Below are 21,536 nucleotides of genomic sequence, written 5' to 3'. Positions count from 1 at the left end.
GTCGGGCGCGGCCGAGGCGGCGCCGACGTGCGTCGGCGGCAAGGGCGGGCAGCTTGGCCTGCTGGTGCGCTACGGCTTGCCGGTGCCGGATTTCTTCGTGCTGCCGGCGGCGTGGAGCCGCCGTCGCGGGGCGGGGGCGGAGGCCGACCTCGCCGCGTGCCTCCACGACGAACTTGCGGCCCGGGGCTGGCTGGAGACGCCGCTGGCGGTGCGCTCGTCGGCGGTGGGCGAGGACGCGGCAGCAGCCTCCTTCGCCGGCATCTACCGGTCGTGCCTCAACGTGCGGGGCGTGGCCGGGCTGGTGGCCGCGGTGGGCGAGGTGTGGGCTTCGCTGGACACGCCCACGGCCGCCGCCTACCGCACCCGCCTGGGGCTGGACGGCGAGCCGGAGATGGCGGTGGTGGTGATGCCGCTGCTGGCCGCGCGGGCGTCGGGGATCGCCTTCACCTGCGACCCGCTGAGCGGCCGCGAGGACCGGATGGTGGTGCACGCCCAGTGGGGCCTGGGCGAGACCCTGGTGGGCGGCGAGACCGACGGCGACGAGTACGTGTTTGGCGAGGACGCCACCGATACCTGGCGGGTGATCGGGCAGCGCCGCGGCAGCAAGGCCACGATGAGCGTGCCGGCGCCGGCGGGCGGCACGGCGCGGGTGGCGGTCGCAGCCGCCGAGGCCGGCGCCGAGGTGCTGACCGTCGCGCAGGCCGAGGCGCTGGCGGGGCTGCTGCGGGATGCGGCGGTGGCGCTGGATTTCGTTGCGCCCTTCTACGATCTGGAATGGGTGTGGGACGGCACCCAATTCTGGCTCACCCAGGCCCGACGGGTGACGCGCCGACCGCGGCACACCTACCCCGCGCTGCGCGAGCTGCCGGCCATCTGGACCCGTGGCAACACCTGCGAGGTGATGCCGGCGCCGCTGTCGCCGATGGATTGGTCGTTCTCGCGGCGAGGGGTGAATGACCTGCTCGAGCCGGGCTGGCGCCTCGCCGGCCAGCGGCTCTTGCCCGGCGCCCAGCGCGCCGGCCTGTTCGACGGGCGGCTGTATCTGGAGGCGTCCATCCTCCAGTGGGAGGCGCGGGACACCATCGGGCTGATGCCGGACCGCTTCAACGCCATGATGGGCGGCCACCAGCCCGGCATTCCGGTGCCGTCGCCCGGCTGGCGGGAGCGCCTGCGCCATCTGGGCAACACCCTGCGCTACCTGCGTCGGGCGCCGGCCCTGCGCCGCCGCGGCCTGGACGAGATCGCGGCGATGCACGCCCTGTCGCGGGAGATCCGCAGCGCGCCCCTGCCGGGCGACTGCGACGGCCTGTTCCGCCAGATGGAGCCCGTGCTGCGGATGACCCGCGAGGCGGAGGGCATGCACTTCCTGCAGGGGGCGGGCGGGGCCAGCCTGACCATGCTGGTGGATGAGCTGGAGAAGCGCTTTCCCGGCGAGGGGGCGGCCATCGGCGCGGGCCTGCTGGCCGGCGGTGAGCCGAGCGTGACGGCGCTGCAGGGGTTCGCGCTGCTGGCGCTCGCGCAGCAGGCCCGCGGCCGCGCACAGCCCCTGGACGACCCGGCGTTCGCGGCGGCCTTCAAGGCGTTTCTGGACGCCTATGGCCATCGCGGCCACTACGAGACCTACCTGCGCAACCCGCGCTGGGACGAGGCGCCCGGGCAGGTGCTGGACCAGCTGCCGACCCTCGCCGGGGTCGACCCGGAGGCGCTGCGCGCGCGCCAGCGGGCGGCGGCCGAGGCGGCCTGGCAGCGCGTGCGGCGGACGCTGCCGGGGTGGCGCACGCGCTTGCTGGCGGCGGTGGTCCGCGCCGCCAACCGGGAATGCAACCAGCGCGAGGCGGCCCGGAGCGGCTTGATCGCGCTGCTGGCGGCGGGGCGCCGGCTGTGGCTGGGGGTGGCCGCCCATCTGGTGCGCGACGGCATGCTGGCCCGGCCGGACGACATCTTCCTGCTGCTGCCCGCCGAGGTGAGGCGGGCAGCAGGCGGAGCGATCCCGGCATCGGGCGTGCGGGCGCGGGTCGCTGCGCGGGCAGCCCTCTTCGAGCACTGGCTGGCGGCCACGCCGGCCGAGTGGTTCAGCCTTGCTCCGGCGGGCCAGCGTCGGACCGGCGCGTTGCCCGAGGCTGCGCCGCTCACTGCGGGCGACACCTGGCGCGGCGTGGCCACCGGCACCGGGCTGGCGCGGGGGTGCGCCCGGCTGCTGCGTCACCCGGACGAGGGTGGGCGCCTGCAGCCGGGCGAGATCCTGGTGGCGCCATCCACCGACCCCGGCTGGACGCCGCTGTTCCTGAAGGCGGGCGGGCTGGTGGTGGAGACGGGGGGCTACCTGTCCCACGGGGCCATCGTGGCCCGGGAGTTCGCGCTGCCGGCGGTGCTCAATCTGCCGGGCATCTTCGACGCGCTGCGCGACGGGGACGAGGTGGAGGTCGATGGCCTGCAGGGCACGGTGAGGCGGGTGGCGCGCTGATCCGGCGCCGGGCATCCGGCACGGGCCGGGGCCGCCCGTGGGTGTCGGCGCCTGCGGTTTTCGTCATGGTCGCGACGCGGGGCGATGTGTATGATCGAGCCTCGCCCGTTGTACCCGTTTTGTGCAGCGAGGCCACCATGAACCCCGTACGGCTGCCGGACGACCGGCTGGCCGCGTGAGACGACTGAATCATGCAAGGCTCCAAGAAGGCTCCCCTCCTGCTCGCCCTTTGGGCGGGCGCCCTGTTCGGCCTGACCGCAACGTCGGCCCGGGCGGTCGATGTGACGATGACGCCGGTCGAGTGGTACGCGCTGCCGGATTTCTGCCGCCCGGCCATCGTCGGCTCGATCTACGTCAACCGGCTGCCCTTCGAGCTGCGCGGCGGCGTGACGGAGGGCCCCAAGACCTCCGGCGGCGGGCGCACGCCCGAGGGCATTCCGGGCCCCCATCACTTCTGCTACGGGCTGGTTCACCTGAACCGGGCCAGACGGGGGGCGGAGAACTACGACAGCGCGGTGAGCGAGTTCAACTATTCCTACGGGCAGATGAACCGCAACGCGCCGATGTTCTCGTACGTGAGCGCCAACCTGGGCCGCGCGCTGTACGGCCAGCGCAAGAAGGGCGACGCGAGCAAGGTGTGGACCGAGGCGATCGCACGGCACCCGCAGCGGCGGGAATCCTATCTGGCCCTGGCCGAGGCGCTGCTCAGCGAGCGCCGCCCCGAAGAGGCGCTGAAGGTGCTGCTGAAGTACGAGGACAACAAGGAGAGCGATTACCCCGACGCCGAGCACTTCCTGGCCCAGACCTATTTCGACCTCAAGCAGTACGGTGAGGCCAAGACCCACGCCGAGCGGGCCTACGCGCTGGGCTACCCGGTGTTCGGGCTGCGGGACAAGCTGAAGCATCTGGGCAAGTGGTAGCCCGACGGTATTTGTAGCAAAAACGGCAACAATGATCGGTTCATTGTTGCCGTTTTTGTTTTGAAGCGGCCGCGCGGGCCGGTGCGCTCAGCGGGGGCGCAGGCTCTCGGGGATGGGCCGGGGGGCGAGCTTTTCGGCGGCGATCTCGAGGGCGTAGAGCGTGCCGCCGGTGACCAGCCAGGCGTGCACCCAGTCCGGCGTGGGGCCGACGCCCGACCAGGTGAGGGCGCGGTTGGAGGGGTGCATGTAGCGGATCCTGCTTTCGGCTTCGCGGGCGCGGGCGGCCTGTTCTGCCTCTTCCTGTGCCTTGCGTTCGGCTTCGGCGGCTTCCTGGGCGGCTTCCTGGGCGGCTTTTTCGGCGGCGGCGCGGGCTGCGGCCTGGGCTTCTTCGAGGGCGCGGCGTGCCTGTTGCTGCTCTTCTTCTTCCCGTTTGGCGATTTCAGCCTTGATCCGCTCGGCGAGCGCTTCCAGCTCAGGTAGCTCGTAGGACTTCAGTTCGGTCATGGGGCGGCGATGCAGGGGGACGGTCGATGTACCAACGGCGGGAACATATCAGGGCTGAAGGGCCCTGGGGTGGCGATTGTGTGACATTCGTTCCCTGCGTCACACCCGCCCTGAAGGAAAAAACCCGCCGGGCCGGAGCCGGGCGGGCGGGTTGGGGGGCGGCGCTCAGTCGGCTTCGGGGCGCATCTGCGGGAACAGGATGACGTCGCGGATCGCCGGGCTGTCGGTGAGCAGCATGACCAGCCGGTCGATGCCGATGCCGCAGCCGCCGGTGGGGGGCAGGCCGTACTCGAGGGCGCGGATGTAGTCGGCGTCGTAGTACATGGCTTCCTCGTCGCCGGCGTCCTTGGCCTGGGCCTGGGCCTGGAAGCGGGCGGCCTGGTCTTCGGGGTCGTTGAGTTCGGAGAAGCCGTTGGCGATCTCGCGGCCGACGATGAAGAGCTCGAAGCGCTCGGTGATCTCGGGGTTGCTGTCGGAGGCGCGGGCCAGGGGGCTGACCTCGACCGGGTAGTCGATGATGAAGGTGGGCTCCCAGGTCTCGGCTTCGGCGCAGGCTTCGAAGAGTTGCAGCTGCAGGCTGCCCAGGCCGCCCGGCTTCACCTTCTCGCCGAAATCCTTGATCTTCTGCTTAAGCCAGTCGGCGTCGGCCAGCTGGGCATCGGAGAAGCCGGGGTGGTGCTTGCGGATGGCTTCGACGATGGTGAGGCGGTGGAAGGGCTTGGACAGATCGAGCTGGCGGCCCTGGTAGGTGAAGACTTCGGTGCCCAGGGCCTCGCGGGCGGCGTGGCGGAGCAGGCCTTCGGTGAAGTCCATGAGGGTGCGGTAGTTCGCGTAGGCCTCGTAGAACTCCATCATCGTGAATTCGGGGTTGTGGCGCGGGGAGAGGCCTTCGTTGCGGAAGTTGCGATTGACCTCGAAGACCTTCTCGAAGCCGCCGACCACCAGACGCTTGAGGTAGAGCTCGGGCGCGATGCGCAGGAACTGCTGCATGTCGAGGGCGTTGTGGTGGGTGACGAAGGGCTTGGCCGAGGCGCCGCCGGGGATGGGGTGCATCATCGGCGTCTCGACTTCGAGGAAGCCGTGGGTGGTCATGTAGTTACGGATCGACTGGACCAGGCGGCTGCGGGCCACGAAGGTGTGGCGGGATTCGTCGCTCATGATGAGGTCGACGTAGCGCTGGCGGTACTTGGTCTCGGTGTCGGTGAGGCCGTGGAACTTGTCGGGCAGCGGGCGCAGGCTCTTGGTGAGCAGGCGCAGCTCGGACGACTTGATCGACAGTTCGCCGGTCTTGGTGCGGAACAGGGTGCCGACGGTGCCGACGATGTCGCCGATGTCCCAGTGCTTGAAGCTGGCGTACACGTCTTCGCCGACGCCGTCGCGGGTGACGTAGAGCTGGATGCGGCCGGACAGATCCTGGATGGTGATGAAGCTGGCCTTGCCCATCACGCGCTTGAGCATGATGCGACCGGCGACCTTGACTTCGACGGGCAGCGCGTCGAGTTCTTCGGCGGTCTTCTCGCCGTAGATCTCGTCGAGTTTGCCGGCGGTGTTCTCCCGGGAGAAGTCGTTCGGATACGCCTTGCCGGTGGCACGCCATTCGGCGAGCTTCTGACGGCGTTCGGCGATCAGGTGGTTTTCGTCCTGGGCGGGCGTGTTGGTCTGGTCGGACATTTTGGGCTCTTCAATCAACGGAATCGGGTGTTGCGGCATGGCAAAACGCCGCAAAGCCCTGAATTCTGACACATTCGAGCCCGCCCGTCGTGGGCAGGAGGGGGCGAAACGTCGCCCGGCGCACGCTACAGGAAGATTTCGTCGATGTCGGACTGGATCTGGGCCTGGCCGGCGGGGGTGGTGATGCGCAGTTTGCCGCTCATGATGAGTTCGTCGAAGCCATTGACCTGGTTGCGGCCGTGCGCCTTGGAGTAGTAGAGGGCTTCGTCGGCGCGGCCCAGCAGCTCGGCCGGCGACAGGCGCGGGTCGATCCGCGAGAAGCCGACCGAGCAGGCGACCTGCCCGACCCGGGGGAAGTCGTAGCGCTCCACGGCGCGGCGGAAGCGGTCGAAGATGTTCTGGACGTGGTCTTCGGCCACGTTGCGCAGCATGATGACGAACTCTTCGCCGCCGAAGCGGAACAGCTTGTCGTTGCTGCGGAAACTCTGGCGCATCAGGTCGGCGACGCGCAGCAGCACTTCGTCGCCGAAGAGGTGGCCGTAGTTGTCGTTGATCTTCTTGAAGTGGTCGATGTCGACGACCCCCAGCCAGCAGGGCTGGGTGATGGCCTGGGCCTGGTCGCGGCGTTCCAGCGGCGCCCGCAGGGCTTGCTCGGCCAGCTCGGCGGCGGCGATCAGGCGCTCGAAGTCGTCGTCGAAGGTCTTGCGGTTGAGGAGCCGGGTGAGGGTGTCGAGGTTGGCGTATTCCCACTGGAGCTGCTGGTTCTCGAAGCAGCGCAGGAACATCGCCAGGGCCTCGCAGTCGGCGTCCCGGGGCGGGGTGCGGGTGTGGATCTCGAGCACCCAGCGGGCGTGGCCGAGGGCGCCGATGGCGAAGGCGAGGCGCCACATGTCGCCTTCCTGGTGCATGGCGTGGCCGAAGTCGGTGTCGAGGCAGCTGCCCAGCAGCGGGTCGACGGGGAGCCAGGATTTGCCGTCGCAGACGTCGTCCCAGTAGGTGTCGGTGCCGTCCGAGACGCAGCAGCCCAGCAGGCCCACGGTGTGGTCGGGCGGGGTGAAGCGCACCGCGAAGAGCAGGCCGTAGCTGCCGTCGAGGAAGCGGGTGGCGCATTCGGTGGCGGTGCGGAAGATGGCGCGCAGATCCCGGGTGCGCGACAGCGCCTCGGCGCCGGCCAGCAGGTCGAGCAGGCGGGGCGAGGACGGCGACGGCGACGCGGGGAGCGAAGGCATGGGCGCGACGGGGCGGTGTTCGTGTGGAGACGAATAACGTCCGGCGCCGGGAAATCTGAAGCGGCCCCGGGTGGGGCTCAGAGGCAGGCCTCCTGTTCGCCCTTGCGCTGCAGCCGGCGCAGCGCCGCGGCCAGGGCGGCGAGCGTCGGCGGCAGGGGCGGCCCGGCGTCCAGCCTGTCGAGGAGGGCGCGGTCCCGGTCGGTGAGGGGGCGCCCGGCGGGCAGGGCTTCGAGGGTGTCGGCGGACATCTGCCAGGGCTGCCAGTCGAGCCCCGCATCGGCCCACAGCTGGCCGGCCTGGAGGGCGATGGCGATGCCGTCGGGGTCGGGGTCGCAGGCGATCTGCGCGGGGGCGGGCAGGTGGCCCAGCAGGCTGGCAACGGCCCGCCGCCACCAGGAGGGCGGGTAGCCGGGCAGCCACAGTACGGCTTCGTCGGGCGGGCAGGCGCGGGCCACCCGCTCGAAGCTGGTGCGGTTCTCGACGAGCCGCCACACGCGGGGTGCCGGGGCGGCGCCGGCGATGGCGTCGACGGTGGCAGGGGTGAGGGCGGCGAAGTCGGGGGTGCCGGCCAGGGGCCAGCTGCCGCCGGCCAGGTGCAGGGTGGCGCCGCTGCGCAGCAGGAGCAGCGGGGTGTGGCCGCCGATGCGGAAGTCTTCGAGGGGGACGTGGTGCTCCAGCCAGGCTTTTTCGGCTTCGCCGATGAGCTTGGTGTCGCCCCGGGCGAATTGGGCGAAGTCGCGCCAGGTGCCGGCGCGTTGGTCGGCCTGCCAGCGGTCGAGGGCGTCGAGCAGGGCGTGGCGGGCCAGCGCGCGGGCCGGCGGGAGGGCGTCCAGGGCGTTGGCGGCGTGGTCGAGTTCGGGGAGGGTGAAGCGGTGCTGGCGGGCTTCGGCCCAGGCTTTGTGGGCGGCGTCGGGTTCGGGCAGGCCGAGCTGGCGGCGCAGGCCGGCGGGGTCGAGGAAGCGGATCTGCCACGGCCTCCAATGTCCTCGCTCATGGCGCTCTTCGATCTCGACCGAGCCGGCTCGGAGCAAAGTCTGAAGGAGCCGGTCGGCGCTCATGGCACGGGTGGGGCCGGCGGCGCGGAGCAGGGTGTCGTGGCGGAGGGGTTTGTCGGCGGCCTTGCGCACCCAGTCGGCGAGGAGCGTGCGGTCGTCGGCGGGCCAGGTGTCGAGGTCGAGGGGCCGGGGGCTGCCGCGGCGCAGCCGGCGTTGGCCCTTGAGGCTGGCCCGCAGCGGGTCGTCGAGGCGGCAGCTGCGCACGCCGTTGGCGTCGGGAGGGCTCCAGTCCATGCGCGCCCCGACCGTCAGAGCGCCCGCTGGATGAGGCCGATGGGCGGGGCCCAGTCGTCGCCGGGTTTCTTCTTGCGGGTGACGAGGGTGAGCTGGGCGGGGGCGAAGACGTTGGCGTTGTGGGTGACGGGCGTGGTGATGAGGTACTGGGCGCGGGTGGCGCGCAGGAAGCTGCCGACCCGGTCGATGTTGGCGATGTCGAGGTGGGCGAAGGGTTCGTCGATGAACACGAAGCCGCCGGGGCGGGCTTCGTCCATGAGCAGCGCGATGAGCAGGATGAGGGATTTCATGACCTGCTGGCCGCCGGAGGCTTCGCCGTCGTTGAGGCCGACGGCGCCCTTGCGGTCGAAGTCGAAGCGCACTTCGAGCCCGGCAGCGGACAGCGCCCGGTCGTCGTTTTCGAGGTGGGGCACCGGGCAGTCCACGTCCACGTTGGCCAGCTCGCCCAGGGCGCGCAGGTTCTTGCCGTACTGGCGCACGGTGGCGCGCAGCTTGGCGATGTAGGCGGCGCGGGCTTCGGTGGTGATGTGGCGGGCGGCGGTGCAGTGGCGCTCGCGTTCCTGGTACTGGGTTTCGCGCTCGGTGACGTCGGCCTTGAGGCGGCCGGCGAGGGTGAGCACGGTGTCGTCGGTGACCCAGTCGCCGTCGGTGAGGCGCTGGCGCAGGCGTTCGAGTTCGGCCCGGGCGCCGCGGGCGTCGCCGTAGCGGTCGGCGAGCAGGGCGTTCTGCTGCGGGTCGCGCCAGTCGGCGGGCATGCCGCGGCGCAGCCGGCGCAGGCGCAGGATGCGGCGGGCCTGCTCGGTGCGGCGGGGGGCGGCGGCGTCGGTGAGTTCTTTCAGGCGGCGGCCGAGGCCGGCGGCTTCGCGCTTGCGGCGGTCGAGTTCGATGTCGATGCCGCGCAGGCGCTGGTCGACGGCGTCGACCCGGCCCTTGGCGTCGGCGCGGGCGGCGATGGCGGCGGTGAGGCGGGCTTTTGCTGCCGGCAGCGCGGCTTCGGCGGCGTCGAAGGCGTCGGCGCGGGCGGCCAGGAGCTGGGCGGCTTCGATGCCGTGGAGGCGGGCGCGCAGGGCGTCGGCGTCTTCCTTGGCGGCGTCGAGTTGCGGGCGCAGCTGCTGCAGGCGGGCGTCGATGCGCTGCATGTCGGCTTCGCACTGCTTGAGGCGGGCCTTGCGGGCGAGTTCGCCGAAGTGGAATTCGGCCGGCTTGCCCAGGTGGCGGGCGCCGCGGCGTTCGCGGTGGTAGCCGTCGCGGGTGATCCACTCGGTTTCGCGGGGCAGGCTGCGGGCGGCGTCGGCGTCTTCGACGCGCTGGATGCGGTTGAGGAGGTCGGCGAGCCAGCGGGGCACGGCGTCGGCGAAGCGGATGACTTCGGCCAGGGCGCCGCGGTTGGCGGGCGGGGCGGGTTCGAGTTCGGGGACGATGAAGTGGCGGAAGCGTTCCCGCTCGCCCAGGGCCCAGGCGGCGTGGCGGTCTTGCTCGCGGGCGAGCAGCAGCACGTGGCGGTAGGGGCGCAGCACGGCTTCGACGGCGCCTTGCCAGCCGGCGTCGGTGACTTCGACGATCTCGGAGAGGGCCCGGTGGGCGATGCCGGCTTCCTTGAGGCGGGCGCGGAAGCGGCTGACTTCGGGGTCGCCCGGCGAGCCGTGGGTGTCGCGGGTGGCGCGGAACTGGGCGGCTTTTTCTTCGAAGGCGGCGACGGCTTCGCGCTCCTGGCGTTGGAGGTGGAGCAGGCGGGCGTCGGCCTTGGCGTAGGCGGCTTCGAGGTCGACGGCGGCGTCGCCGGCTTCGCGGGCGAGGCGGGTGCGCAGGGCGCTTCGTTCGGCGAGGAGCTTTTCGGCGTCGCGCACGGCGTCGTGGGCGACGAGGTGGTCTTTCTCGGCTTCGAGGTCGGCGCTGCGGGCGGCCTTGCGTTCGGCTTCGGCGGCGGCTTTTTCGGCTTCGACGTCGGCCATGCGTTTTTGCAGGTCGATCAGCTCGAGGCTGCATTTTTGCAGGTCGTCCCGATCCCGGGCGATGTCGCTGCGGGCGTGGCCGATGTCGCGGGCGAGTTCTGTGGCTTCGAGGCGGGGCACGATCTCGGCGGCGAGGGCGCGGGCTTCGTCGTCGAGCTGCTTCCATTCGAGGAAGCGGTCGGCCTCGAGGCGCTTGGCTTCGGCCTGGGCGCGCAGGCGGTCGAGGTCGAGCCCGAGGGCGTCCAGCTCCCGTTCGGCGTTGATCTGCTCTTCCCGGGCGAGGGCGTAGTTGTCGAGGACTTCCTTGTCGCCGAAGACGTCGAAGACGAGTTCGAGCAGGGCCTTGGGGGAGTATTCGCAGAGCTTGTCGGTGTCGCCTTGCTCGAGCGCGAGCACCTTGGCGATGGCGGGGGTGAGCCCGCCCCAGGCGAGGCGGCTCTGGTAGTCGCGGTAGCCGACCCACTCGACGGCCTTGTCGGTGTTGGCTTCGAGCGCTTCGATGGGGAGGTCGCCGTCGGCGATGGCGTAGTCGCGGGTCCAGTCGCCGCCGGCGCGGCGGATGCGGCAGGCGAGGGTGACTTCGTCCTTCAGGCAGGGGAAGAACGGCCGCTTGCCGGTGCTGCCCGGGCGGTTGGCGACCACGGCGCGGATCCAGGCAAAGCTGCGGTTGGCCCGGCGCACGTAGCGGCGGAAGTCGCGCTTGCCGGAGCAGCGCAGGCCGAACAGGGTGCGCAGGGCGTCGAGCAGGGTGGTCTTGCCGGAGCCGTTGGGGCCGACGATGGTGATGATCTGGGCGTCGAGGGGCAGGTTGAAGCGGCGCCAGTAATCCCAGTGGACCAGTTCGAGTTGCTTGATGTGGAACATGGGCGGTCAGTCGTCGGTCGGTTCGTCGGTGTCGGGCGCGGGGGCGTCGAAGGCGGCCTGGGCGGGCGGCGGGTGGCCGGCTTCGGAGAGCACTTCGCCGAGGGTGCCGTAGATGATGCGGTCGGCCATCAGGCGGTAGTCGAGGAGCACGTCGAGGAGCGGGCCTTCGTGGATCATGCCGCCGCGGCGTTCGATGAACCCGAGCTGGGCGAGGCGCGACAGGAGCTTGCCCTGGACGTAGGTCTTGTGGCCGAGCACGGGGGCGAAGTCGGCCAGCAGCGAGGCTTCTGCGATGGCGCCGGCGACTTCCTCGCCGCGTTCGAGGGGGGCGTCCTGGCCGAACATGTCGCCCTGGCCGTCGTCGGCGAGCTTCTGGCGGCTGACCTGGCGCTCGCGCTTGGGCAGCACGATGAGGGCCCAGATGACCACCAGCAGGGCGAGCTGGTCGCGGGTGAGGCCGACGTTGCTGGCGGCGTATTCGCGGGTGGCGCCGAAGACGGGTTCGTGCACGTCGTCGGCCAGGGCCACGGCGACGTGGGCGGCGTAGGGGTTGTCGATGAGCTGCAGGCCGACGGCCGAGAGGCGGGCGTCGAGATCCGCTCGGAAGGCTTCGTCCACCAGCGCGCGGCGCACCTGCGGATCGGTGCGCGGCAGGCTGCGGCTGGCCAGCAGGCGGGCGGTGAGGGTCCGGATCTGTTGTTCCATCAGGCGTGGGGGGCGTGGGGTTCGTCGGGGTCGGCGAGGACCGGGATGGCTTCGGGGGCGGGCAGGCTGCCGCGGGCGCCCACCAGACCGGCGGACATGCGGGCGATCTCGTCTTCGCCCACCGGCACGGTGGCCGATTCGAAGAGCACGTCCAGGGGCAGGCGCATGAAGTCGCCGATGGGGCCGTCGGTGGGGCCGGCGCTGCCGGAGTCGCCGTCGCCGCCATCGGCCAGCAGGGCGAGCAGCGACAGGCGGTAGCTGCTGGCGGGGAAGCCGCCGCCGGCGACCAGGCGGGCGAGGCTGGCGGGCTCCGCGCCGGGCTCGGCGAGCCTGGCGAGGCGCTGGCTGAAGTGCTGCAGGAGGCGCAGGTCTTCCTGTTCGGGGGCGCGGTTGGCGGGGGCGTCTTCGGGGGGCGGCAGGGCGGTGTCGGCTTCGATCCGGCGGGCTTCTTCGGAGAGGGCGAGTTCGGCCCGGTCGAGGATTTCGTGGCCGCCGGCGAGGAGGGTGAGTTCGGGCGCCGGGGCGAGGGCGCTGTCGGCCATGGCGGCCAGGCGCCGGGCGTCGAGGCCGCGCAGCCAGCGGGCCACGTCGCTGGAGGAGATGCCGGAGCCGCCCAGGGTGACGCGCTGGGCTTCGATCTTGTTGAGGGCGCGCTGGAAGGCGGCGTCCACCCGGGCCAGCCGCGACTGGGCGAGGCCGATGCGCTGGGCGACCCGGGCGAGGTCGAAGGGGACTTCGGGGTCGGCCAGGAGCTGGCGCAGGACGTCGGTGCCCTTCTCGATCCAGCGCATGTTGGCGGAGAGCTTGCGGCGGGCGTCGGCGATGCGGAACTCGGAGCCGGAGGCGATGGCGTCCTCGAAGTGCCAGGCGAGGTCGTTGAGCTTGCCGAGGAGGTGGCCGAGGGCTTCCGGGGTGATGCTGCCGACGGCCTGCAGGCCGGCCAGCTGGGCGGTGAGGAAGCCGAGTTCGAGGTCGTCCTCTGCGCTGAAGCTGAGGAGCATGCCGAGCGCAGCCACGGCGTTGCGGCCGATGTCGGAGAGGGCGTAGAGGTTGTCCTCGCCGATCTCCAGCAGGCCGTTGCCGCGCAGGCGGCGCAGGGCGGTCTCAAGCTTGACCGGGTCGAGGAAGGCGAAGCGCTGGCGGAGTTGATCCGGGCCCCAGCGGGGGGATTCGTTCTCGCGGCCGATCTCGCGCAGCACCATCAGGCGCATCAGCACTTCGGCCTCGCTGCCGTGGAAGAGGGTGCTGAAGGCGGCCAGCAGCGGCCGGGCGGCGAGCAGCGGGGCAAGCTCGGGCACGTCGTCGGCGGCCACGCCGGGGGCGAGGAAGTCGTGGAAGGGGGCGTCGGTGCGCGGGTCGGACATGGGGGCGGCGGGTTCAGCGGAACAGGGCCAGGGCGGCGATGCGCCGGTCGATCTCGTCGCTCATCTGGCGGTAGGCGGGGGCCTCGGGGCTGCCGAAGCGGCGGCGGAACTCGTCGGCCATCATGTGCTCGGGCAGGCCGTCGATGGACGGCAGCAGGGCAGCGTCGGTGAGGCCGGCGGCGACCGCGGCGGCGAGGCGCTCGGGGCTCCGGGCGGCGAGCTGGCCGAGCCGGGTGCCGGCCCGGTCGGCGGCCAGGTCGACGAAGGAGAAGCCGCTGCCGCGCTGGGCGTCGTCGATCTCCTTCTCGAGGCCGATGGCTTTGGCGAGGGGCTCGCCGGCGTGGGCGGCGATGGCGGCGGAGATCACGAAGTGCTGGGCGAGGTCGCCCCGCTCGCGCAGGGTGAGGGTGACCGGGCGGGGGCGGGGCCAGCGGGCGGCGTCGGGGATCAGCGCGGCGATGTTGCGGCCGGACAGGTGCAGCGCAGTCACCAGCAGCACGTCGCGGTAGGCCTGGCCGCGGTCGGCGCCGGCCTGGGCGCCGGCTTGCTGGAGGAGCGGGCCGAGCACGTCGGCGAGGGCGAGCTTGCGGCTGCCCGGGGCGGTGCGGCCGATGGCGGCGACGAACTGCTGCTGGGCGGCGGCGAGGCGTTGCTGCTCCGCCGGGCCGATGGCCAGCTTGCGGGCGGAGTCGAGCAGCTCGGGCTGCCAGACGTAGGTGAGGGTGAGTTCGGCCGGGGCGATGGCGACCCGGGCGACGGTCTTCCTGAGCAGGGCGATCTCGGGGGCCAGATCGGTGTGGCGGATGTACTGGGCGAGGAGGGCTTCGAACAGCGGGCCGGGCACCGGGATGCGGCCGATGCGGACCTGCTCGACCTGGAGCTGCCCGTCGCTGGTGCCGAGGCGGGCGTCCACGTTGAGGAAGCGGCCGACGCCGAGGTCGGCGAGCAGGCGCGGCAGGGTGGCGGTGTAGCGCACGTCGGCGCCCGCCTGGCGCAGATCGAGGCTGGCGCTGCCGCGGATGCCGCGTCGGGCGGCGAAGTTGAGCAGGGTTTCGAGATCGGCGCCGGCCACACGCACCTCGCGGGTGGTGTTGGGGGCGAGGCGGCGGGGGTCGTTGCGGCGCAGGATGTCCCGGGCGCGGGCGATGGCGGCGGCGGAGATCTCGTCGCCACCGGCCACCAGGGGCCGGTCTTCCAGGGCCAGGGCGACGACGAGCAGGCCGGCGCACAGCGGCAGCAGGAGGAGGGCACCGAGCCAGGCGAGGAGACGGGACATGGTGGCGGAGGGCTGGTGAGGTGTGGGGCTGCGGGCACATCGGCCCGCAGCCCGCGATGGGCTTAGACGCCCTGCTTGAGGCTGGCCTGGATGAAGCCGTCCAGGTCGCCGTCGAGCACGCCCTGGGTGTTGCCCACTTCGTAGTTGGTGCGCAGATCCTTGATGCGGGACTGGTCCAGCACGTAGGAGCGGATCTGGTGGCCCCAGCCGATGTCGCTCTTGGCGTCTTCGAGCTTCTGCTGCTCGCTCTGGCGCTTGCGCAGTTCGAGTTCGTAGAGGCGCGCGCGCAGCATGGACCAGGCTTCGTCCTTGTTGCGGTGCTGGGAGCGGTCGTTCTGGCACTGCACGACGATGCCCGACGGGATGTGGGTGAGACGCACCGCCGAGTCGGTCTTGTTGATGTGCTGACCGCCGGCGCCGGAGGCGCGGTAGGTGTCGGTGCGCACGTCGGCGGGGTTGATCTCGATCTCGATGGAGTCGTCGACCTCGGGGTAGACGAAGACCGAGGTGAAGCTGGTGTGGCGGCGGGCGTTGGAGTCGAAGGGGCTCTTGCGGACGAGGCGGTGGATGCCGGTCTCGGTGCGCAGGAAGCCGTAGGCGTATTCGCCGCCGACCTTGATGGTGGCGCTCTTGATGCCGGCCACTTCGCCTTCGGATTCTTCGAGCAGCTCGACCTGGAAGCCCTTGCGCTCGCAGTAGCGCAGGTACATGCGTTCGAGCATGCCGGCCCAGTCCTGGGCTTCGGTGCCGCCGGCGCCGGCCTGGATTTCGATGAAGCAGGCGTTGCCGTCCATCGGGTTGTTGAACATGCGGCGGAACTCGAGCTCGCCCACGCTGGCCTCGACGGTGGCCACGTCGGCCTCGACGGCCTGCATGGTGTCTTCGTCGTCTTCCATGGACGCGAGTTCGAACAGATCCTTGCCGTCGGCGAGGCCCTGCTCGATGCCGTCGAGGGTGAGCACCACGCCTTCGAGGACTTTCTTCTCCTTGCCTAGCTCCTGGGCCCGGGCGGCGTCGTTCCAGATGTCGGGGTCTTCGAGTTGCTTGCTGACTTCGATCAGCTTTTCAGCCTTGTTGTCGTAGTCAAAGATACCTCCGAAGTTCGAGCTCCCGGGCCTTCAGGTCGGCGAGCTTGTTGGAGATGGCGTTGAGGCGTTCTGCTTCCATGATCGTGGCCCTGGCGGATTCGGGAAAACCTCGAACTATATCATGAGCTTCCGGCCTTTCGCCGGTGCGCTGCGGGGCGTCCGCGGCGCGGCCGGCGTGCTAGGCTCGCGGCTTCGGAGCGAGAGCATGAATCATGAGTAAATCTCCATCGGAGCCGCGGCGCTCCCTGCGCCGTCAGGGGCGCCTGCTGCTCACCCGGGTGCGCTGGATCGCGCTGCTGGCGGTGCTGTTCGGGCTGATGGCGGCCGGGGCCACCACCTTCGCGATCGAGCGCTTTCTGGGCGAGGAGCGGGCCCGGGCCGATCTGGCCCGCGACCTGGCCCGCACCACCCAGGTGCTGGCCCTGACGATGCAGGGGCCGCTGTGGGATTACGCCCGGGACAGCGCCGAGGGCATCGTGCAGGCGCTGGTGGCGGACGACCGGCGGATCGTGTCGGTGGTGGTGTTCGACCGGGCCGGCACCCAGCCGTTTGTCGAGCACGCCGGGGCGGCGCCGGCCGATGCGTCGGCGGTGATGCGCAGCGAGACGGAGATCGTGGCCAGCGGGGAGACCATCGGCAAGGTGGCGGTGGCGATGAGCGTCGCGCCCTACCTGGAGGTGGCCGGCGACGCGGTGCGCCGGACGATGTCGATCACCATCGCGATGCTGGTGCTGGGCGGCATCCTCATCATGGCTTTCCTGCAGCGCCGGCTGCTCCTGCCGATGGAGGCGCTGGCGGCGTCGGCGGGGCGTTTGTCCACCGGCGATCTGAGCGGCGAGATCCGCCCGCTGCGGGACGACGAGCTGGGCGGCGTGGCGCGGGCGCTGGAGGGCATGCGGGTGGCGCTGCTGGCGGCCTTCGAGGATCTGCAGGGCAAGAACCGGGAGCTGACGGCCCAGTCGGCGCTGCTGGAGCAGCGGGTGGCGGAGCGGACGGAGGCGCTGTCGCGGGCCAACGACGAGCTGCGGGCGGCGATGGAGGCGCTGCGCGATACCCAGAGCGGGCTGATCGAGGCCGAGAAGCTGGCGTCCCTGGGCGGGCTGGTGGCGGGGGTCGCCCATGAGCTGAACACGCCGCTGGGCAACGCGATGACGGTGGTGACGACCCTGGAGGATCAGCTGGCCGAGATGGAGCGGCGGGTGGCCGCCAACACCCTGCGCCGGTCCGATCTGGACCGCCACCTGATCGACGCCCGGGAGGGGCAGGACATCCTGCGCCGCAACGTGACCAAGGCGGCCGACCTGGTGCGCGGCATCAAGCAGCTGGCGGTGGACCAGACGACCGACATGCGCCGGCAGTTCGAGCTGGGCGAGGTGGTGGGCGAGGTGCTGATGATGGTGCGGCCGCGCTTCAACCACACGCCCTACCGTATCGAGACCGAGCTGCCCGAGCTGAGCCTGGACAGCTACCCCGGCCCCCTCGGCCAGGTGCTGACCAACCTGGTGCTCAACGCCCTGATCCACGGTTTTGCCGGGCGCGACGCCGGCTGCGTGACGATCTCCGCGCGGGCGCTGGAGGGCGACCGGGTGCTGCTGGTGCTGTGGGACGACGGGGTGGGCATCGCCCCGGAGGTGCGTCGGCGGCTCTTCGAGCCCTTCTTCACTACCCGGTTGGGGCAGGGCGGGTCGGGGCTGGGGCTGCACATCGCCCGCAACATCGTGATGGGGCTGCTGGGCGGCAGCATCGAGGCGGTGAGCGAGCCGGGGCAGGGGGCGGAGTTCCGGGTGACGATTCCGCGATGCGCGCCGGAGCGGCCGTCGGCGTGAGGGGGCGGCGGCCGGCGCTCAGGGCTGGTAGCCGGCGTCGCGCATCTGCTTGACGGTGCGGCTCTGGGCCCGGCGTAGGGCTTGTTCGGCGCTCTGGCCGCTGGTGAGGGCCTGGGCGATCTCCTGGCCGACGAGGTTGCCGATGGCGGGGAACTCGGGAATCGAGAGCACCTGGATGCCGGTGTAGGGCACGGCGCGGAGGGTGGGGTTGCGCGGGTCGGCGCTGGTGAGGGCCTCCAGCACGAAGCCCGAGAACGGGGCGGCGGCCTTGTAGGCGGGGTTGTCGTAGGTGGAGCGGCGGGTGCCCGGCGGTGCCGACACCCAGCCCTGCTCGGCAGCCGCGAGGCGGATGTAATCCTTCGAGGTGGCCCAGGCGATGAACTCCAGCGCGGCCTGTCGTCTGGCGGTGGAGGCGGGGATCGCGAGCGCCCAGGTCCACAGCCAGTGGGCGCCCTTGACGGTGACGGCGACCGGGGCGGCGGCGTAGCCCAGGGCGTCGGCGACCCGGGATTCCTTGGGGTTGTAGAGGCTGCCGGCGGCGACGGTGGCGTCGATCCAGATGGCGCAGTGGCCGTCGGCAAAGAGCCGGAGGTTCTCGTTGAAGCCGTTGCGCTCGGGGTTGGGCGGGCCGTAGTGGCGGAGCATGTCGAGATACCAGCCGACCGCCCGGACCCATTCCGGGGAGTCCAGCTCGGGCGTCCAGTCGGGGCGGAACCAGCGCCCGCCGAAGGTGTTGGCGAGGGTGCCGACGATGGCGACGTTCTCGCCCCAGCCGGGGCGGCCGCGCAGGCAGATGCCGTACTGCTGCCGCTCGGGGCGGTGGAGCTGGCGGGCGAAGTGCTGGATGTCCTTGACCGTGGGCCGCGCCGGCATCACCAGCCCGGCCTGACGGAAGAGATCGGCCCGGTAGTAGGTCATCGAGCTTTCGGCGTAGAAGGGCAGGGCGTAGAGCGTGTTGTTGACGGTGAGCTGCTGGCGGACGCTGGGGAGGATGTCGTCCAGGTCGTAGCTTGCGGGCAGCCCGGCGATGGGGGTGAGCCAGCCGGTGCGCCAGGTCTGGGCCTCGTTGGGACCGATGGTGATGACGTCGAACTGGCCGTCGCCGATGGCCAGGTCGCTGAGGGTGCGCCGGCGCAGGATGTTCTCTTCAAGCACCCGCCATTCGAGTTCGATGCCCGGGTGGGTTTTCTCGAACTGGCGGGACAGGCGCTGCATGACCTGCATGTCGGGGTTGTTGACGGTGCCGATGGTGAGCCGGACGCCCTTGCCCCGGGCTTCGGCCGGCGCCGCCAGCCCGTGCCGGGCGAGGATGCGGCCCAGGCTGCCGTCTTTCTCGAGGGCTTTCAGCCCGGCATCGAAGGCGCGCTGAAGTTCGGCGTGGCGGGCGTTGCCCACCGGGAAGGCGAGGTGGAAGCTGCTCTGGAACAGCACCGGGGCGAGGAACTCCAGCTTGCCGATGTACTGGGGGCGCTGGAGGGCCATCAGGTCGGCGGCGAGGTATTTGTCGATGAGCGCGAGATCGATCCGGCCGTTGGCGAGCTTGTCGAGGTTCTGCACGTCGAGGGCGACCCGCTCGGTGCGCAGGGGGGCGACGGCGGCGGCGGCGGGGCCGGAGATGCTGCCGCGGGCGATGCCGACGCGCAGGCCGGCGAGGGCGTCGAGGGCGACGGCGGGGCGTCGGGCGGCGTCGGCGGGCAGGCGGATGGGCGACTCCTTGCGCTTGAGCAGCCCCAGCTGATCCCCCGGCAGGGGGGCGGAGAGCACGAAGCCGGCTTGTAGCGCCGGGTCGGCGTGCACCGGCATCCAGCCGTCCACCTCGCCGGCTTCGGCCAGATGGCGGGCACGGTCGGGGGGGTAGAAGGCGGTCTGGACCCGATAGCCGCTGCGGGCGAAGGCGGCCCGGGCCACTTCGGGCACGTAGCCCTGATCGGGCAATGCGGCGCCGGCGTAGGGTTCGCGCTCGACCGCCGCGAGCCGGACGATGTCGAGGGCGAGGGCGGCCGTGGGGGCCGCGCCGGCCAGCGCCAGGGCGGCGCCGAAGCGGAGCAGCAGGCGGATGACGGCGCGCATCTCAGTGGGCGAGCGGGCGCGGGCCCTGGCGAGCGGCGAGCCAGGTGGCCAGCGCGGCGCTTTCCATCGGCCGGGCAAACAGGAAGCCCTGGGCTTCGTGGCAGCCCAGGGCGCGCAGCGCGTCGGCCTGGGCCTGGGTTTCGACGCCTTCGGCGATCACCTTGAGGCCGAGGTTGTGGCCGAGCTGGATGACGGTCTGGGCGATGCTGCCGCCTACCCGGTCGGCGGTGCGCATGCCGTGGATGAAGCCCCGGTCGATCTTGAGGCGGTCCACGTCGAGCTGCTGGAGGTAGGACAGGGACGAGAAGCCGGTGCCGAAGTCATCCACCGCCACGCCCACCCCCAGCGACTTCACGTCGCGGATGACGCCGGTGACGTGGTCGGGTTCGAGCATCGCCATGGATTCGGTGATCTCGAGTTCGAGCAGGGCCGGGTCGATGCCGGTGTCGGCGATGGCGGTGCGCAGGGTTTCGAGAAAGCGCGGGTGGCGGAACTGGGCCAGGGAGACGTTGACCGCCATCCGGAAGCCGCCGAAGCCGGCCTGGGTGAGGGCGATCTGCCGGTGGCAGGCATTGCGCAGCACCCACTGGCCGATGTCGACGATGAGGCCGGAGTATTCGGCGATGGCGATGAAGCGGTCGGGGGGGATCGGCTCGCCGCTTTCGGCCTTCCAGCGCAGCAGGGCTTCGGCGCCCACGATGCGCCCGTCGGCCAGATCGATCTGGGGCTGGTAGCACAGGAACAGGCGGTCGTGCTGGACGGCGCTGCGCAGGTTGCGCAGCAGGCGCACGCGTTCCTGGACCTCGGTGCCCATCTCCCGGTCGTAGAAGCAGTAGCTGCCGCTGCCGCTGGCCTTGGCCCGCTTGAGGGCGATGGCGGCGTTCTTGACGGTGTCCGCGCCGTCGCCGGGCACCTCGCCGAGCGGCACGCAGCCCTGGCTGGCGGAGAGCATCTGCTCGGTGAGGTCGATCTCGAAGGGTTCGTCGAAGAGCCTGGCGATTTCGTCGGGGTTGAGCAGCGCCCGGGGCCCCAGCAGGCCGAAGGTGTCGCCGTGCACCCGGGCCACCATCACCTGGCGGGCGCAGCGCTCGCGCAGGCGGTCGGCCACCGCCCGCAGGATGCGGTCGCCGTAGGGGTGGCCGAGGGCCTCGTTGGTCTCGGAGAAGTGGTCGAGGTTGAGCAGGATCAGCAGCTCGTCGTCGCCGCCCTGGCGTCGGCGGTGGTCGATCTCCTGAACCAGCCGGGTGCGGTTGGGCAGGCGCAGCTGCGGGTCGACGAAGGCCGAGGCGTTGAGCTGGGCGAGCAGGTCGAGGTTGTCCAGGCACACCGCCATGTTGGTGCAGAAGACGTCGATCAGTTGCCGGTCGGTGGGGCTGGGGGGCGCGTCGGTGTCGAGGTAGGCGGCCATCATCATGCCGGAGCGCCCGCCCAGCAGCAGCACGGTGCGGGTGCCGTTGAACAGGCTGGTCTCGTCGGAGAGGCTCTTGAGGAGCATCGACCGCACCTCGCCATCGGCCAGCCGGTCGAGGGGCTGGTTGAGGAGCCCGCGGTAGCGCCCGGCGGCGGCCACCACCCGCAGGCTGGCGGCGTCGATCGGGCCGCTGTCCTGGCGGCTGGTGATGATGAGCCCCTCGGGCGGCAGGCCCAGCAGGCCGGTGATCTGGGTGATGACGCCGGCGGCGAAGTCGCTCAGCCCGCGCTCCGCCATCAGCCGGGCGCTGCCCTGGACGATGAGATCCAGCCCCCGGCGGCTGGCCGCGATGATGTGGAGCTGGTTGTAGGAGCGGATCGCCGCGGTGAGGGTGGTGTAGAGCTTGATGCGGGTGAGTTCGGACTTGGTCTTGTAGTCGTTGATGTCGTAGTCGCGGACCACCTCCATCTCGGGCGCGTAGCCCGGCTGACCGGTGCGCAGGACGATGCGGATCTCCTGCTGGCCGAGTTCGTCGCGGATGTGGCGGACCAGCTCGAGCCCGGCGTTGACCTGCTCCATCACCACGTCGAGGAGGATCACCGCGATGTCGGTGTGGGCGGCGAGGAGGCGCCGGGCTTCGGCGGCGCTGTGGGCGTGGAGGAAATCGAGGGGCCGGCCGGCGATGGAGAGGCCGCGCAGGGCGAAGACGGTGGACTGATGCACGTCTTCTTCGTCGTCGACGATCAGCACCTTCCAGCCGGGTTGGGCGTCGAGGCGATCTTCCTCGTCGCTGCAGAACAGGATTTCATCGCGTTCCTCGACCATGGGCTCTCCCGGCGGCCGCCGTGGCCAGCGCGGCGGTGCGCAAGCCGATGCGGAGGCGATTTTGGTGTTTAGGTAATT

Annotated in this window: 14 protein-coding genes; 3 read left to right on the top strand and 11 right to left on the bottom strand. The window is 71.4% G+C overall.

All coding sequences use genetic code 11. The annotated features are described in order from the left end of the window. Window positions 1-2,464, top strand: a 2,464-nt coding sequence (locus ACE3N6_RS06425; protein ID WP_374244365.1) for a PEP/pyruvate-binding domain-containing protein, incomplete at its 5' end; no start/stop codon positions are given. 191 nt (window positions 2,465-2,655) lie between these two features. Next, a complete protein-coding gene (locus ACE3N6_RS06420) occupies window positions 2,656-3,384 on the top strand; it encodes a tetratricopeptide repeat protein (protein WP_374244364.1) in 729 nt (242 codons plus the stop codon). 87 nt (window positions 3,385-3,471) lie between these two features. Here the strand turns inward: ACE3N6_RS06420 and ACE3N6_RS06415 are convergent, their stop codons facing one another. The 9 genes from ACE3N6_RS06415 to prfB form a co-directional block, all read right to left on the bottom strand. After that, window positions 3,472-3,888, bottom strand: a complete 417-nt coding sequence (locus ACE3N6_RS06415; protein ID WP_374244363.1) for an H-NS family nucleoid-associated regulatory protein — start codon at window positions 3,886-3,888, stop codon at window positions 3,472-3,474. A gap of 165 nt (window positions 3,889-4,053) precedes the next feature. Continuing rightward, window positions 4,054-5,559 (bottom strand): lysine--tRNA ligase, encoded by a 1,506-nt coding sequence (gene lysS, locus ACE3N6_RS06410; RefSeq protein WP_374244362.1) that lies wholly within the window; start codon window positions 5,557-5,559, stop codon window positions 4,054-4,056. 125 nt (window positions 5,560-5,684) lie between these two features. After that, complete coding sequence (locus ACE3N6_RS06405) at window positions 5,685-6,788, bottom strand: GGDEF domain-containing protein (RefSeq protein WP_374244361.1); 1,104 nt, start codon at window positions 6,786-6,788, stop codon at window positions 5,685-5,687. Window positions 6,789-6,865: 77 nt separating this feature from the next. After that, window positions 6,866-8,077 (bottom strand): hypothetical protein, encoded by a 1,212-nt coding sequence (locus ACE3N6_RS06400; RefSeq protein WP_374244360.1) that lies wholly within the window; start codon window positions 8,075-8,077, stop codon window positions 6,866-6,868. A gap of 14 nt (window positions 8,078-8,091) precedes the next feature. Continuing rightward, window positions 8,092-10,893, bottom strand: a complete 2,802-nt coding sequence (locus ACE3N6_RS06395; RefSeq protein ID WP_374244359.1) for an AAA family ATPase — start codon at window positions 10,891-10,893, stop codon at window positions 8,092-8,094. Window positions 10,894-10,899: 6 nt separating this feature from the next. Further along, window positions 10,900-11,598 (bottom strand): hypothetical protein, encoded by a 699-nt coding sequence (locus ACE3N6_RS06390; RefSeq protein ID WP_374244358.1) that lies wholly within the window; start codon window positions 11,596-11,598, stop codon window positions 10,900-10,902. After that, window positions 11,598-12,962: a hypothetical protein gene (locus ACE3N6_RS06385; RefSeq protein ID WP_374244357.1), complete on the bottom strand. Its 1,365-nt coding sequence runs from the start codon at window positions 12,960-12,962 to the stop codon at window positions 11,598-11,600. The genes ACE3N6_RS06390 and ACE3N6_RS06385 overlap by 1 nt, the downstream gene beginning before the upstream one ends. A gap of 13 nt (window positions 12,963-12,975) precedes the next feature. Beyond that, window positions 12,976-14,238 (bottom strand): hypothetical protein, encoded by a 1,263-nt coding sequence (locus ACE3N6_RS06380; protein ID WP_374244356.1) that lies wholly within the window; start codon window positions 14,236-14,238, stop codon window positions 12,976-12,978. Window positions 14,239-14,300: 62 nt separating this feature from the next. Next, window positions 14,301-15,405 (bottom strand): peptide chain release factor 2 gene (prfB, locus tag ACE3N6_RS06375; RefSeq protein ID WP_374244355.1). Its coding sequence is split into 2 segments (ribosomal slippage): window positions 14,301-15,323 and window positions 15,325-15,405, totalling 1,104 coding nucleotides; the frame shifts between segments, so codons are not numbered across the junction. A 133-nt stretch (window positions 15,406-15,538) separates the two neighbouring features. Here prfB and ACE3N6_RS06370 point away from each other — a divergent pair. Next, a complete protein-coding gene (locus tag ACE3N6_RS06370) occupies window positions 15,539-17,152 on the top strand; it encodes a sensor histidine kinase (RefSeq protein WP_374244354.1) in 1,614 nt (537 codons plus the stop codon). 18 nt (window positions 17,153-17,170) lie between these two features. On the opposite strand, the gene ACE3N6_RS06365 is transcribed toward ACE3N6_RS06370, so the two are convergent. Together ACE3N6_RS06365 and ACE3N6_RS06360 are read right to left on the bottom strand one after the other, a co-directional pair. Next, a complete protein-coding gene (locus ACE3N6_RS06365; RefSeq protein ID WP_374244353.1) occupies window positions 17,171-19,222 on the bottom strand; it encodes an extracellular solute-binding protein in 2,052 nt (683 codons plus the stop codon). A 1-nt stretch (window position 19,223) separates the two neighbouring features. Beyond that, window positions 19,224-21,458: an EAL domain-containing protein gene (locus ACE3N6_RS06360; RefSeq protein ID WP_374244352.1), complete on the bottom strand. Its 2,235-nt coding sequence runs from the start codon at window positions 21,456-21,458 to the stop codon at window positions 19,224-19,226. Between the last annotated feature and the right edge of the window lie 78 nt (window positions 21,459-21,536).

Source organism: Zoogloea sp. (assembly GCF_041904905.1).
Lineage (GTDB): Bacteria > Pseudomonadota > Gammaproteobacteria > Burkholderiales > Rhodocyclaceae > Zoogloea.
This window is presented reverse-complemented; position numbering and strand designations above follow the sequence as displayed.

Coding starts and splice junctions, on each gene's coding strand:
- ACE3N6_RS06420 (WP_374244364.1), top strand. CDS start 2,656: ATGCAAGGCTCCAAGAAGGCTCCCCTCCTGCTCGCCCTTTGGGCGGGC.
- ACE3N6_RS06415 (WP_374244363.1), bottom strand. CDS start 3,888: ATGACCGAACTGAAGTCCTACGAGCTACCTGAGCTGGAAGCGCTCGCC.
- lysS (WP_374244362.1), bottom strand. CDS start 5,559: ATGTCCGACCAGACCAACACGCCCGCCCAGGACGAAAACCACCTGATC.
- ACE3N6_RS06405 (WP_374244361.1), bottom strand. CDS start 6,788: ATGCCTTCGCTCCCCGCGTCGCCGTCGCCGTCCTCGCCCCGCCTGCTC.
- ACE3N6_RS06400 (WP_374244360.1), bottom strand. CDS start 8,077: ATGGACTGGAGCCCTCCCGACGCCAACGGCGTGCGCAGCTGCCGCCTC.
- ACE3N6_RS06395 (WP_374244359.1), bottom strand. CDS start 10,893: ATGTTCCACATCAAGCAACTCGAACTGGTCCACTGGGATTACTGGCGC.
- ACE3N6_RS06390 (WP_374244358.1), bottom strand. CDS start 11,598: ATGGAACAACAGATCCGGACCCTCACCGCCCGCCTGCTGGCCAGCCGC.
- ACE3N6_RS06385 (WP_374244357.1), bottom strand. CDS start 12,962: ATGTCCGACCCGCGCACCGACGCCCCCTTCCACGACTTCCTCGCCCCC.
- ACE3N6_RS06380 (WP_374244356.1), bottom strand. CDS start 14,238: ATGTCCCGTCTCCTCGCCTGGCTCGGTGCCCTCCTCCTGCTGCCGCTG.
- ACE3N6_RS06370 (WP_374244354.1), top strand. CDS start 15,539: ATGAGTAAATCTCCATCGGAGCCGCGGCGCTCCCTGCGCCGTCAGGGG.
- ACE3N6_RS06365 (WP_374244353.1), bottom strand. CDS start 19,222: ATGCGCGCCGTCATCCGCCTGCTGCTCCGCTTCGGCGCCGCCCTGGCG.
- ACE3N6_RS06360 (WP_374244352.1), bottom strand. CDS start 21,458: ATGGTCGAGGAACGCGATGAAATCCTGTTCTGCAGCGACGAGGAAGAT.